The organism is Pantoea sp. ME81, assembly GCF_903970985.1.
Taxonomy (GTDB): Bacteria; Pseudomonadota; Gammaproteobacteria; order Enterobacterales; family Enterobacteriaceae; genus Pantoea; species Pantoea communis.
Map to the genome: position 1 here is coordinate 1 of NZ_CAJCKS010000146.1, position 12,311 is coordinate 12,311.

A 12,311-nucleotide genomic window follows, 5' to 3' on the forward strand; every position below is an offset into this window, starting at 1 on the left:
GTAATCTCAGCATTGCCGCCAGTTGCGATCAGAATCGTCGTTTCCTGCAGGTTCAGGTACAGGTGACCGGTCAGTATTTAGTTGCCAGCCGTCAGGTCGCCCGTGGCAGTACCCTCGACCCGAATGATTTCCGTCTCGAGACCGGGCGTCTGGATGAACTGCCTCCGCGAGCCCTGTTCGATAACAACAGCGTGGCCGATGCGATTGCGCTGCGCGACATCCCGCCTGGACAGCCGGTGACCGCAATGATGCTGCGTCAGCCCTGGCGGGTCAAAGCAGGACAAAATGTGATGGTGGTAGCCAGCGGAAACGGGTTTAATGCCAGTAGCGAAGGACGTGCGCTGAACAACGCCAGCGCGGCACAAATGGTGCGCGTGCGCATGGGAAATGGTCAGGTTGTCAGTGGGCGCGTCGACGCGGATGGGAATATTCTGATATCGCTATAAAGCGTTAAAGAACCTTGTTGTTCTGCCGATAGAGATATCAACAAAGACATTACCCTATGCTGACTCAGTTGACTGACCCTCAGCTGACCTTACAGGAGCACGACCATGAGCATCGACAGAACGCAGCCTTTAATTCCGGTGAGCACTGTACAATCCCGCGACACCAACGATAACAACGGCAAGGTGCGCCAAAACGTGACTGCTTCAACCAACGCCAGCACCAGCGAAAGCGGTGCCGAAGTGAAGTTGAGCACGGCTCAGGCGCAGTTAATGCAGCCGGGCAGCAAAGACATCAACACTGCACGTGTTGAACAACTGAAAACCGCTATTCGTAATGGCGAACTGAAAATGGATACCGGTAAGATCGCCGACGCGCTGATCGCCGATACCAAGGCGTATTTAGAGGGTAACTAATCCCAATGGACAATCTGCTGACCACCTTAGATAAAATGCAGGACGTGCTGGCTTCACTCACTGTGGTGATGGATGAAGAGCAACAGCAACTGTCTGCCGGCCAGGTTAATGGCAACCTGTTGCAGCGCATATCAGAAGATAAAAGTGCGCTGCTGACGACGTTGAATTATCTGGACGACATGCGCCGAAATACCGAAAAATCACTCGGTACTCAGGCGCCCTATGATGGTCACAGCGATCGTGAACGCCGCTGGCAGAGCATTCAGCAGCATACTCGCCGTTTGCGCGATACCAACACTCATAACGGTATTCTGCTGCAGCATCAAATCAGCTTCACCAATGATGCGCTCTCGGTACTGAAACCGCACCAAACTCAGGCGTTTTACGGTCCCGATGGATTAGGCAAAGGTCAGTCGACGCTCAGCCGCAAAGGTTAATAAAGAAAAATCCCGCCGAGGCGGGATTTTTTTATGCCAGCGTGCGGCGGGCAAAATCTCTCGGGCGGAAGCCCAACAGACCCAGCATGACAAAGTAAGCACCACCGCCAATGGCACAGACTGCAGCCAGACGCAGTAACCGCCACCACATCTGCCCTTCTTCCCAGGCCGGCATCACATGCAGAATGCCCAGCAGCGCTGCTGCCATGACCACAACCGCAATCATCAGACGCACCAGGAAGCTAAACCAACCCGGCTGCGGCTGGAAGATATCCTGTTTACGTAATTGCCAGTACAGCAGCGCGGCATTCAAACAAGCCGCTAATCCAATCGACAACGACAATCCGGCATGTTTGAGCGGGCCGATAAAGGCCAGGTTCATCACCTGCGTCATGATCAGCGTCACAATCGCAATCTTCACCGGGGTCTTAATGTCCTGACGCGAATAGAATCCGGGCGCCAGCACTTTGACCACAATCAGCCCCATCAATCCTACCGAATACGCCACCAGCGCACGCTGCGTCATGGCGGCATCGAACGCGGTGAATTTACCGTACTGGAAAAGCGCCACGGTCAGTGGGCCAGAGAGGATGCCGAGGGCAACAGCGCTCGGCAGGGCCAACAGGAAGCAGAGGCGCAGGCCCCAATCCATCAGACGCGAGTACTCATCATGATTGCCGCTGGCGAAACTCTTCGCTAACGATGGCAGCAAAATCGTGCCCAGTGCGACACCCAATACGCCCGACGGGAACTCCATCAAACGGTCAGCATAGTACATCCACGACACTGAACCCGAGACGAGGAATGAGGCGAAAATGGTGTTGATGATCAGGGATATTTGGCTCACCGATACGCCAAGAATCGCCGGTCCCATTTGGCGCATGACGCGCCATACGCCGGCGTCACGCAGGTTGAGGCGCGGCAACACCAGCATGCCGATTTTCTTCAAGTGCGGCAGCTGGTAGAACAGTTGCAACACCCCACCGACCACCACAGCCCACGCCAGCGCCATCACCGGTGGATGGAAATGCGGGGCAGCAAACACCGCAAAGCCAATCATGCTGATGTTTAATAACGTCGGCGCAAATGCCGGAACCGAGAAACGATTCCAGGTGTTGAGTATCGCACCGGCCAGCGACGCCAGGGAGATCAGCAGAATATAAGGAAAAGTAACGCGTAGTAGCGAACTGGTCAGCGCGAATTTATCGGCGGTATCAGCAAATCCGGGCGCAGTGACCATAATCACCCAGGGCGCGGCAATCATGCCGAGCACCGTCACCACCGCCAGCACCAGCGTCAGCAAGCCGGAAACGTAGGCCACAAATACGCGTGTGGCCTCTTCGCCCTGCTTGCTTTTGTATTCGGCAAGAATGGGCACAAACGCCTGAGAAAAGGCGCCTTCCGCAAAGATACGGCGCAGCAAATTGGGCAGTTTAAAGGCCACGAAGAAGGCATCGGTGGCCATACCGGCACCGAAAACGCGTGCCACTATGGCATCACGGGCAAAGCCCAGCACGCGGGAAAAAAGGGTCATCGAACTGACCGCAGCCAGCGATTTCAACAAATTCATTTTGAGTGGCGCATCCTGAAAAGTGTCGGATAAATGAGCAACTTAGCGCGGACATCTGCTGATGTCCGGCGATAGTCTACTGCCACTGCGGGAAATGACCAGCATTGAGTGTTACAAGGGGTTATTCCTGTTCGGCATCGCGCCACAGTTTTTCCACCAGACGCTGCGCCGCCAGCGCCTGTTCACCGCTGGTTTCAGGCATCGTCTGATTTTGTACGCACTGGATAAAATGCTGTGCCGCACCGCTGAAACCACGCTGAGCAAGATGGCTTTGCCAGGAGGCTACCGGGTCGGTACGTAAGCCGCCGAGGTTCTCCTGCTGCCAATCACGCATCTCATTAATTTCGATGTAGTCACCGTCGCAGATGGCGCTCACCACTTCGCGCTGTGTGCCGGCGCGACGATGCATACTGGTGGTGATTTGCAACGCTCCCGCTGAGAAGTGATGTTCGGCGTACAGCATCGCCCCCTCCTCATTGGTTTCAATAAAGCCCTGCTCACGCGTGAGTTTGCCCCCTGCCAGCCACAGCGCCGTATCCACCACGTGCAGGTAGTCATCCAGCAGAGTAAAGCGCAAATCCCCTGGACCCACGCTATCCGCGCGATGCTTCTCAATACGCAGTGAAGCCGCTCGCGGCATTTCCGCTTTCAACTGTTGATAGCGTGGCGCAAAGCGACGATTAAACGCCACCATCAGTTTACGTTTGCGCTTCTCTGCCAGTGACACCAGCGCTTCCGCCTGCTGCAGGGTTTCGGCTAATGGTTTATCCACGCAAACATCTTTGCCCGCCAGCAGCAACGCCTGCACCACTTCAAAATGACTGGCGGTGCTGCTGTGCACAAAGACCGCATCACTGGCGGCTGCCAGCGCGTCCAGCTGACTGAAATATGGCATGCGGTAGCTGTCGCAAATCGGCTGGGCTTTAGCCTGATTCGGCGAAAACGCCCCTGCCAGCTGCCAGTCGGTGGCGTGCGACAACACCGGCAACCAGGCTTTCTGCGCGATGCCGCCTAATCCTACAATACCGATACGTAGCGCCATGTTATTGCTCCTTCTGCAGCAGTTGTTCCAGCTGGGATTGCAATTGAGCCACCTGCTGTTCCAAATGCGCAACCCGGCTGACCAAATCCTCGCTGTCCATCTCATCCGTGCTCGCGGCGGGTGCTTCAGCCACATCGCCGCCGAACAGATGCATATAACGACTTTCGCGTTTACCCGGCTCACGTGCCAGACGCACCACCATCGGGCCGTCATCACGGGTGATTAAGCCGTTCAGCGTTTGCTCAACCTCGTTCATATCGCTGAACTCATGCAAACGTCCACTGCGGGTTCGCAGCTCACCCGGCGTCTGTGCGCCGCGTAAGAACAGTAGCGTCAGCACCGCCACTTCTGCGCTGTTAAGCTGCAAATTACCGAATGCAGAGTTACAGAAGCGCTGTTCATACCTACTGACGCGTTGACCGAACCCGTTATTGGAGGTGACCAGATGCTTTTTCACCAGCTCATCAAGCTGAGATTGCACCTCCATTTCACTCAGGTTCATCACCGGTTCACGGTTGGATTTTTGATTACAGGCGGTGACCACGCCGTTAAGGGAAAGCGGATATTGATCCGGAGTGGTGACCTGTTTCTCTAACAGGCAACCGATCACACGCAGCGCCTGCGCGGATAAAGCCATCTTCATGCGGTTTTCCTTTTATTGTCCACGACGATCCGCGGTCCACTCCTGCCACGTCAGCGCGGTCAGCACGTGATCCTGCCAGCGTCCATCAATCAGCAGGTAATCTTTGGCATAACCCTCTTTCTCGAATCCGAGACGCGCCAGCAAATCACCGCTGCGCTGATTATGCGGCATATAGTTAGCCATAATGCGGTGAATGCGTTGCTGTCGTTGCATATAGAGAATCGCTGACTGCAACGCTTCAAACATCATGCCTTGCCCCTGCCACTTCTCGCCTAATGAATAACCGAGGTAACAGGCGTGAAATGAACCGCGCAGCACGTTGCTAAAATTGGCCACTCCGCGCACCTCATGCTCTTCCGGGTCCATCAGCACAAAATAGTAGGCAGAGCCCTGTTTATGCATATCCGCGATCAGCCCAAGGCGTGCCTGCCAGCCTGAGGGGTAGCAGTGGCTTTCGTCGCGCACCGGCTCCCAGGGTTTGAGGAAGACGCGGTTCTCTGCATAATAATCTGCCAATCGCCAGGCATCGCGCTCGTGAACTAAACGGACCACCAAACGATCGGTAGTCAGGCGCACGCGGGGTCCAGCAGAACGATAGCCAAACATCATGACTCCTGAAATCCATAACTTTAAGAAAGATGTACGCCTGAGGCGATACTTCTCACTATAACCGTCCCTTTCACTACGGTAAAACCCTCAAGACCCTGCCACGCAATTCATCCTTATCCAGGATTAATTTTTCTGCGGATTCGATGAAAAAATATCATCCTGGATACGCTGTCTTTCCCGTCAGCGCAGGCGGAAAATAGACCAACTGGTCACTTTTCTCTTCTCTTGCTCAGGATTAAGCATGTCTCGGGTAGCGCGGGCACGACGCCTCGGTAAAACATTCCTCTTAGTCGATAACATGTTGGTGGTGTTAGGCTTTTTCGTGGTATTTCCACTGATTTCTATCCATTTCGTTGAGCAACTGGGCTGGGCGGCGTTAATGGTGGGTATCGCGCTGGGTTTGCGCCAATTTGTACAGCAGGGGCTAGGCATTTTCGGCGGCGCGATTGCGGACCGTTTTGGCGCACGTCCGCTGATTGTGACGGGCATGCTGATGCGCGCAGCCGGATTTGCCTGCATGGCGCTGGCGCATCAACCCTGGATGCTGTGGCTGGCCTGTTTGCTTTCCGGCCTCGGTGGCACCTTGTTTGACCCGCCCCGCAGCGCCATGGTGGTAAAACTGGTGCGCGCTCGTGAACGCGGTCGCTTCTTCTCGCTGCTGATGATGCAGGACAGCGCGGGAGCGGTGCTAGGGGCGCTGATTGGCAGTTGGTTGCTGGCGTGGGATTTCCGCCTGGTGTGCTGGGTGGGTGCAGCGGTGTTTGTCGCTGCGGCGATATTTAACGCCGTGTGGCTACCGGCGTGGCGCATCTCAACGGAACGCATTGCGATGCGCGAAGGTATGCAGCGTGTCTGGCAGGATAAACGTTTTCGCCTCTATGTGCTGACGTTGACCGGCTACTACATTCTGGCCGTGCAGGTCATGCTGATGCTGCCGGTGATGGTGAATCAGGTGGCTGGTGCGCCCGCCGCCGTGAAATGGATGTACGCCATCGAAGCCATGCTGTCGCTCAGCCTGCTCTATCCGCTGGCCCGCTGGAGCGAAAAACGCTTCCGCCTGGAAACCCGGCTTATGGCGGGTTTATTCCTGATGACCTTTAGCCTGCTACCTGTCGGCATGACCCAATCTCTCCCTTCGCTGTTTTTGTTAATCGGCGTGTTCTACCTGGGGTCCATCATCGCCGAACCGGCACGCGAGACGCTCAGCGCATCGTTGGCCAGTTCACGCGCGCGGGGCAGTTACATGGGATTCAGTCGTTTAGGTCTGGCCATCGGCGGTCTGATTGGCTACTCCGGTGGTGGGTGGATGTTCGACATGGGCCAGCAATTGGCTCTGCCTGAACTGCCCTGGATGTTGCTGAGCAGCGTTGGCATCATCACTCTGCTGGCATTGTGGTGGCAGTTCCAGCCGCGCCCGGTGGCACCGATCATCTTCAGCAGCTAGTTTGCCCCTTCGGAGGATCTCTTCCATACTTCCCGCACGTCCGGAAAAAGGGTGACCTTTGTCACCCTTAGATTTACACAGGAGAAACGGGATGAAACTCTACATCTACGATCACTGCCCTTTCTGCGTGAAAGCACGCATGATTTTTGGCTTAAAGAACCTGCCGGTTGAATTGATCGTTATGCTCAATGACGATGAGCAGATGCCAAAAAAACTCATCGGGCAGAAGATGGCCCCCATTCTGCAAAAAGCCGATGGCAGTGCGATGCCAGAGAGTATGGACATTGTCCGATTGGTGGATAAGCAGGATCGCGAGCCGCTGCTTAATGGCAAAAACAACCCCGCCATCAGCGAATGGCTGCGCCGCGTTAACGGCTATATCAATAAGCTGCTGATTCCGCGCATCGCTGATGCCTCGTTTGCGGAATTTGCCACGCCGGAAGCGCGGAGTTACTTCCGTGAGAAAAAACAGGCCAGCGTCGGAGATTTCACTGAGCTGCGTAAACACGCGCCCGGGCTGATAAAAAACATCAGTGATGACCTGCGTCAACTCGATAAGCTCATCGTCAAACCCAATGCCGTGAATGGCGAACTGTCTGAAGACGATATCAATCTGTTTCCGCTCCTGCGTTCGCTCACCTTAGTGGCTGGCATCGAATGGCCGAGTCGCGTAGCGGATTACCGCGACAATATGGCGAAGCAAACCCAGATTAACCTGCTCTCTTCCATCGCGGCATAGCCCCGTCCGATGAGAAACGCTGCGGCGTTTCTCATCCCTCTCCTGGTGACACCTGGCCCGGTTTCAGGCAGGCTATGGCTGTTTTGCCGTATCGTTCAGGATGAGGATCTATGAAAAAGGCGATGTCTGGGCTATTAGCCCTGTTTTTAGCCGTGCTGTTGAGCGGCTGCAATCAATTGACGCAATACACCATTAGCGAACAGGAAGTGAATCAAGCGCTGCAGAAGCGCAATAACTTCGAAAAAGACGTCGGCGTATCCGGGCTGGTCAATGCACACATCGTGCTCAGCGATCTCACCAGTCAGATTGGGCGTGAAGAACCCGGTAAGATTACCCTGTCCGGCAAAGCAAACATCAATGTCAGCTCGCTGTTTGGTCCGCAGCAGGCTGAGATGCAGCTGAAGATGAAAGCGCAGCCGATTTTCAATGCACAGGAAGGCGCGATTTATCTGCATGATATTGAAATTGTCGATGCGCAAGTACAACCAGAAAAGATGGCGTCCATCATGAAAACACTGACGCCTTATCTTAATGAGTCTCTCAAACGCTACTTCAATGAGAAACCTGCCTATGTGCTGAGCGAAGACCGTAGTAAAGGTGAAGCACTGGCGAAGAAATTTGCCAAAGGTATTGAAGTGAAGCCGGGACAATTGGTGATTCCGTTTACGGATTAACCTCAACTACCGCACCTTCGGGTGCGGTTTTTGTTTCCGGCAATAAAATCCCGTGCAAACGGTTGCTCACACCCTTATGATTACTCCCCGGCCTAAACGTGCCCATTCGTTTTTTCTCAGCCGGAGCCTTTTTGAATGACAGCCCAACCCCAGCAAATCACGATTCGCCGCCCTGACGATTGGCATATCCATCTGCGCGATGGCGCGATGCTTAATGCAGTTTTGCCTTATACCAGTGCGGTCAATGGTCGTGCGATTGTCATGCCAAACCTGGTTCCACCGGTGACCAGCGTCGAGGCCGCCATTGCCTATCGCGAGCGCATTATGGCTGCGCTGCCTGCAGAACACGCTTTTACGCCACTGATGACCTGCTATCTCACTGATTCCTTAGATCCGGATGAAATTGAGCGTGGCTTCCGCAACGGGACTTTTACCGCAGCGAAACTCTATCCCGCGCATGCCACCACCAACTCCAGCCACGGCGTCACCAATATTGACTCCATTGCCAGCGTGCTGGATCGTATGCAGCAAATCGGTATGCCGATGCTGGTACACGGTGAAGTCACGGATTCGCACATCGATATATTTGACCGTGAAGCACGCTTTATCGAAACCGTGCTGGAACCGCTGCGTCAGCGCTTCCCAGCCCTGAAAGTGGTGATGGAACACATCACCACCAAAGAAGCGGCAGAATATCTGGCTGCGGGCAACGATCTGCTGGGTGCCACCATCACGCCGCAGCATTTGATGTTTAACCGCAATCACATGCTGGTGGGCGGTGTACGTCCTCATCTCTACTGCCTGCCGATTCTGAAACGAAACATTCACCAGGAAGCACTGCGCAGCCTGGTGACCAGCGGCAATCGTCGCGTATTCCTTGGCACGGACACCGCACCACATCTGCGTCACCTTAAAGAGGCGAGCTGCGGCTGTGCCGGTGTGTTTAACGCCCCGACATCACTGCCTGCCTATGCCACGGTATTCGAAGAGTTGAATGCGCTGGAACATTTCGAAGCGTTCTGTTCAGAAAACGGTCCGAACTTCTACGGCCTGCCGCTAAATGAGGGCACACTGACGCTGGTACGTGAGTCCTGGACAGTGCAGGACACCATCAACGTGGCCGATGACACGCTGGTGCCGTTCCTGGCAGGTGAAACCCTAAACTGGCGTATCAAAGAATAATATTGCACAGCTTGCCTTTGGGATAATTTTACTGTACAAATAACCAGTATATTATCCCGGAGGCTTTTATGCGTGTTGAAATTATCGTAGCGAAAACTCAGCCCCTTCCCGCAGGTGCACTGGATGCACTCAGTGCCGAACTTACCCGTCGTATTTCCCGTGATTTTCCCGATGACGATCACCATGTCAAAGTCCGTTATGCGGGTGGCAATCAATTGAGCGTATTTGGTGGCTGTAAAGCGTCACGCGAACGCATTAGCGATATTTTACAAGAAACGTGGGAAAGCGCAGACGACTGGTTTATTACTGATTAACTGCCACTGTGCCGTTTTTGCCGGGTTTCGCCACCCGGTTTTTTTGTTTTAATTTCCCTCTCGCCAGATAAAGTCGCTGCATCTAGACTCATGTTTAACGATCCCCTATCCTTGCCTCGTCATGCTTACGGGAGGTGTTTTACATGACTACTGAAAAACCAGAAGAGGCGATGACCTTCGGTGAATTGCTGGCATTAATTGCTGAACAGCAGCGACGTTTAACGGTGCTGGAAAATGCCTTTGCCAGTTTGACGTTCTGCCTCGACGATCGTGCCAGTCAGTTACTGGTGCATAATCTGTCGCTCGAAGCGCAAAATCAGAACCACGACGCACAGTTACAGCAGCACTTTACTCGGTTGGCTGAAGAGATTCAGCGGCGTAATGGCCAGCTGCCTCCAGAAGCGCAGGCCTGAAACTGGCCTTTTTTTACTTGTCGCTGCAGCGTAAAGTTTTCCCCTAACGCCGCCGATAACTAAGGTGTAGCCACTGTCACGATTATCGAATAAAGGCCCGAAGCAGCGGGCACTTTATTATTCGACAAAAGTCGCATTCTGAACGCATTTATTATCGTTCTCTTTTTAATCGCCACACGTTTTAACTATTGTACCGCCTGTTTCATGTTATAATTGTTCCGCTAGTGCAAGAAAAGCCGCATTGAACCTCAAGAAGCACTTCGTTTAACGAGTAATAAGGAGGTTATAATGGACAGAAATAAAGACGTCATTCAGACTCATCCGCTGGTGGGATGGGACATCAGTACCGTAGACAGTTATGACGCCATGATGATCCGCCTGCACTCGCTATCATCGCAGGATCAGAAAGAAGAAGAAGCTGACGTGGGACCCACCTACTGGCTGACTACCGACGTAGCCAGACAGTTCATCTCGATACTCGAAGCTGGCATTGCAAAGATTGAGTCCACAGAGCAATACCTACGCGATAATCAAAAGCACTAATTTCTTACTACGCGTGAAAGGGCACCCAATAGGGTGCCTTTTTCATGGACACGATTTTTTTGCTATGCTGTTGAAAAATTTCGTCGTTTGGCAGGAGTGATGTGGTTATGGTTTATGATCTGATTGTGGTGGGCAGCGGATCGGTGGGAGCCGCCGCCGGTTTTTACGCAACCCAGGCAGGCTTATCGGTATTGATGATTGATAGTGCCCATCCTCCGCACAGCCAGGGCACACACCACGGTGAAACACGCCTGATCCGCCATGCCTATGGCGAAGGTGAACGCTATGTCCCGCTGGTGCTGCGCGCACAAACCTTGTGGGATGAGCTGGAACGTCAGAGCGGTGAACGCATTATGCATCGAAGCGGCATCCTCAATTTGGCCCCCCTCACTTCCTCATTTATCCAAAATGTCATCGACAGCGCCAAAACGTATCAACTGGAAGTAAAAATCCTGCAGGCAGACGAAGTGCGCAAGCGCTGGCCGCAGATCTCTGTGCCCGACGGCTACATTGGGGTATTCGAACCTCACTCCGGCTTCCTGAAATGTGAGCAGGCGGTTCGTAGCTGGATACAGCTGGCTGAACAGGCGGGCTGCGCACAACTGTTTAATTGCCCGGTGAGTGAGATCGCACGCGATGGTGACTTGCAGCAAGTCACTACCCGCGACGGCGTGTTTCGCGCGCGTAAATTATTGGTCAGTGCCGGAACCTGGGTGAGTGAGCTGGTAAAAGATTTGCCAGTACAACCGGTGCGTAAAGTCTTTGCCTGGTATCAGGCAGATGGACGTTATAGCGAGAACAACCAATTTCCTGGCTTCACGGTGGAGATGCCTGATGGCAGTCACTTTTATGGCTTCCCTGCCGACAACAATGCATTAAAAGTGGGACGTCACGATGGCGGGCAGCTGATGCAGAAACCCGAAGATCGTAAACCTTTCGGCAGTATCGCTGCAGACGGCAGTGAAGCCTTCAGTTTCCTGCGTCAGTTCTTACCAGGGGTTGGCGTTTGCTTACACGGTGAGGCCTGCAGTTATGACAACACACCTGATGAAGACTTTATTATAGATACCCTTCCAGGCGAGCCAAATCGATTAATTATTACCGGCTTGAGTGGACACGGATTTAAATTTGCCAGCGTATTAGGTGAACTTGCCAGTGAATTTGCCCAGGATAAGCCCTTCTCCTTTGACCTGAAGCCGTTTTCACTTTCGCGCTTTGCTTAACGTTGTCTCGCTGGCGCCTCAGGCGCCAGCCTTATATTGACGCAAACTTACATTAATAGTTCTTTCCTGACATTTTAGCGTTTAGATTGCCGCATTAGGTGTAGCAATATTCAATTCAATTTTATTTCCCCGCCACCTATACAACCATCGTCAATATTTCTGACGCAGACATCGATATAAACGCACAATTTCCGAATGTCTTTTTAAATTTTATAGAAAGGTAAGCTTAATTGCTTTCATATTTCAAAGTATGGATGCTTATTACCACCTATTTCCAGATATGGATTCACTTTCATGTGGCGTAACTCCAGACAACATTTCGGGCTAATGACCATTATGTTGCATTGGCTAATGGCGCTGGTCATTTACGGCATGTTTGCGCTGGGTCTGTGGATGGTCGGATTGGGATATTACGGTGGCTGGTATCACAGCGCCCCGGAAATCCACAAAGGCATTGGCATGCTCCTATTTGCCACATTACTGCTGCGCCTTGGCTGGCGTATTATCTCTCCCCCACCCGCACTCTTACCACACTATTCCCCCTTAATTCGCCGCTCCGCCCGCCTGGCTCACGGGCTGTTGTATGGCTTGTTGTTGCTGCTACTGGTAAGCGGCTAC

Annotated in this window: 16 protein-coding genes; 12 read left to right on the plus strand and 4 right to left on the minus strand. The window is 53.3% G+C overall.

Annotated elements, in window-relative coordinates:
- The 3 genes from flgA to flgN form a co-directional block, all read left to right on the plus strand.
- A partial coding sequence (gene flgA / locus H7A81_RS20835; RefSeq protein WP_182058596.1) for a flagellar basal body P-ring formation chaperone FlgA occupies nucleotides 1-446 on the plus strand: 446 nt, incomplete at its 5' end.
- 105 nt (nucleotides 447-551) lie between these two features.
- Complete coding sequence (gene flgM / locus H7A81_RS20840; protein ID WP_034830662.1) at nucleotides 552-860, plus strand: flagellar biosynthesis anti-sigma factor FlgM; 309 nt, start codon at nucleotides 552-554, stop codon at nucleotides 858-860.
- Between the two features lie 5 nt (nucleotides 861-865).
- Complete coding sequence (gene flgN, locus H7A81_RS20845; protein ID WP_058959595.1) at nucleotides 866-1,297, plus strand: flagellar export chaperone FlgN; 432 nt, start codon at nucleotides 866-868, stop codon at nucleotides 1,295-1,297.
- Between the two features lie 31 nt (nucleotides 1,298-1,328).
- Here flgN and murJ read toward each other — a convergent pair whose 3' ends face one another.
- The 4 genes from murJ to rimJ all read right to left on the minus strand — a co-directional run bounded on the left by murJ (nucleotide 1,329) and on the right by rimJ (nucleotide 5,158).
- Nucleotides 1,329-2,867, minus strand: coding sequence for a murein biosynthesis integral membrane protein MurJ (murJ, locus tag H7A81_RS20850; protein WP_097119606.1), 1,539 nt, complete (start codon nucleotides 2,865-2,867; stop codon nucleotides 1,329-1,331).
- A gap of 121 nt (nucleotides 2,868-2,988) precedes the next feature.
- Nucleotides 2,989-3,909 (minus strand): Gfo/Idh/MocA family protein, encoded by a 921-nt coding sequence (locus tag H7A81_RS20855; protein WP_182058597.1) that lies wholly within the window; start codon nucleotides 3,907-3,909, stop codon nucleotides 2,989-2,991.
- 1 nt (nucleotide 3,910) lies between these two features.
- Entirely contained in the window at nucleotides 3,911-4,552 is a 642-nt protein-coding gene (locus H7A81_RS20860; protein ID WP_182058598.1) for a DUF480 domain-containing protein, read from the minus strand.
- Between the two features lie 12 nt (nucleotides 4,553-4,564).
- On the minus strand, nucleotides 4,565-5,158 hold the full coding sequence (gene rimJ / locus H7A81_RS20865) for a ribosomal protein S5-alanine N-acetyltransferase (protein ID WP_182058599.1): 594 nt from the start codon (nucleotides 5,156-5,158) through the stop codon (nucleotides 4,565-4,567).
- A gap of 244 nt (nucleotides 5,159-5,402) precedes the next feature.
- Here rimJ and mdtH point away from each other — a divergent pair, with 244 nt between their 5' ends.
- The 9 genes from mdtH to H7A81_RS20910 form a co-directional block, all read left to right on the plus strand.
- The gene (gene mdtH, locus H7A81_RS20870; RefSeq protein ID WP_034820128.1) at nucleotides 5,403-6,605 is read left to right on the plus strand and encodes a multidrug efflux MFS transporter MdtH; all 1,203 of its coding nucleotides are present in this window, start codon (nucleotides 5,403-5,405) and stop codon (nucleotides 6,603-6,605) included.
- A gap of 91 nt (nucleotides 6,606-6,696) precedes the next feature.
- Nucleotides 6,697-7,344, plus strand: coding sequence for a glutaredoxin 2 (grxB, locus tag H7A81_RS20875; RefSeq protein WP_058959598.1), 648 nt, complete (start codon nucleotides 6,697-6,699; stop codon nucleotides 7,342-7,344).
- Nucleotides 7,345-7,454: 110 nt separating this feature from the next.
- Nucleotides 7,455-8,018, plus strand: coding sequence for a lipoprotein (locus H7A81_RS20880; RefSeq protein WP_038647632.1), 564 nt, complete (start codon nucleotides 7,455-7,457; stop codon nucleotides 8,016-8,018).
- 135 nt (nucleotides 8,019-8,153) lie between these two features.
- Nucleotides 8,154-9,200, plus strand: coding sequence for a dihydroorotase (gene pyrC, locus H7A81_RS20885; protein ID WP_182058600.1), 1,047 nt, complete (start codon nucleotides 8,154-8,156; stop codon nucleotides 9,198-9,200).
- 68 nt (nucleotides 9,201-9,268) lie between these two features.
- The gene (dinI, locus tag H7A81_RS20890) at nucleotides 9,269-9,514 is read left to right on the plus strand and encodes a DNA damage-inducible protein I (protein ID WP_182058601.1); all 246 of its coding nucleotides are present in this window, start codon (nucleotides 9,269-9,271) and stop codon (nucleotides 9,512-9,514) included.
- Between the two features lie 143 nt (nucleotides 9,515-9,657).
- On the plus strand, nucleotides 9,658-9,927 hold the full coding sequence (locus tag H7A81_RS20895; RefSeq protein ID WP_034820140.1) for a hypothetical protein: 270 nt from the start codon (nucleotides 9,658-9,660) through the stop codon (nucleotides 9,925-9,927).
- Between the two features lie 288 nt (nucleotides 9,928-10,215).
- A complete protein-coding gene (gene bssS, locus H7A81_RS20900) occupies nucleotides 10,216-10,470 on the plus strand; it encodes a biofilm formation regulator BssS (RefSeq protein ID WP_013508627.1) in 255 nt (84 codons plus the stop codon).
- Nucleotides 10,471-10,577: 107 nt separating this feature from the next.
- A complete protein-coding gene (solA, locus tag H7A81_RS20905; RefSeq protein WP_034820146.1) occupies nucleotides 10,578-11,693 on the plus strand; it encodes an N-methyl-L-tryptophan oxidase in 1,116 nt (371 codons plus the stop codon).
- 294 nt (nucleotides 11,694-11,987) lie between these two features.
- Nucleotides 11,988-12,311 (plus strand): cytochrome b (locus H7A81_RS20910; RefSeq protein WP_182058602.1); only part of this gene is annotated, 324 nt, incomplete at its 3' end.

What these genes read in the sequence shown, in the direction of transcription:
- flgM (WP_034830662.1), top strand. Translation starts at nt 552, where the DNA reads ATGAGCATCGACAGAACGCAGCCTTTAATTCCGGTGAGCACTGTACAA.
- flgN (WP_058959595.1), top strand. Translation starts at nt 866, where the DNA reads ATGGACAATCTGCTGACCACCTTAGATAAAATGCAGGACGTGCTGGCT.
- murJ (WP_097119606.1), bottom strand. Translation starts at nt 2,867, where the DNA reads ATGAATTTGTTGAAATCGCTGGCTGCGGTCAGTTCGATGACCCTTTTT.
- H7A81_RS20855 (WP_182058597.1), bottom strand. Translation starts at nt 3,909, where the DNA reads ATGGCGCTACGTATCGGTATTGTAGGATTAGGCGGCATCGCGCAGAAA.
- H7A81_RS20860 (WP_182058598.1), bottom strand. Translation starts at nt 4,552, where the DNA reads ATGAAGATGGCTTTATCCGCGCAGGCGCTGCGTGTGATCGGTTGCCTG.
- rimJ (WP_182058599.1), bottom strand. Translation starts at nt 5,158, where the DNA reads ATGTTTGGCTATCGTTCTGCTGGACCCCGCGTGCGCCTGACTACCGAT.
- mdtH (WP_034820128.1), top strand. Translation starts at nt 5,403, where the DNA reads ATGTCTCGGGTAGCGCGGGCACGACGCCTCGGTAAAACATTCCTCTTA.
- grxB (WP_058959598.1), top strand. Translation starts at nt 6,697, where the DNA reads ATGAAACTCTACATCTACGATCACTGCCCTTTCTGCGTGAAAGCACGC.
- H7A81_RS20880 (WP_038647632.1), top strand. Translation starts at nt 7,455, where the DNA reads ATGAAAAAGGCGATGTCTGGGCTATTAGCCCTGTTTTTAGCCGTGCTG.
- pyrC (WP_182058600.1), top strand. Translation starts at nt 8,154, where the DNA reads ATGACAGCCCAACCCCAGCAAATCACGATTCGCCGCCCTGACGATTGG.
- dinI (WP_182058601.1), top strand. Translation starts at nt 9,269, where the DNA reads ATGCGTGTTGAAATTATCGTAGCGAAAACTCAGCCCCTTCCCGCAGGT.
- H7A81_RS20895 (WP_034820140.1), top strand. Translation starts at nt 9,658, where the DNA reads ATGACTACTGAAAAACCAGAAGAGGCGATGACCTTCGGTGAATTGCTG.
- bssS (WP_013508627.1), top strand. Translation starts at nt 10,216, where the DNA reads ATGGACAGAAATAAAGACGTCATTCAGACTCATCCGCTGGTGGGATGG.
- solA (WP_034820146.1), top strand. Translation starts at nt 10,578, where the DNA reads ATGGTTTATGATCTGATTGTGGTGGGCAGCGGATCGGTGGGAGCCGCC.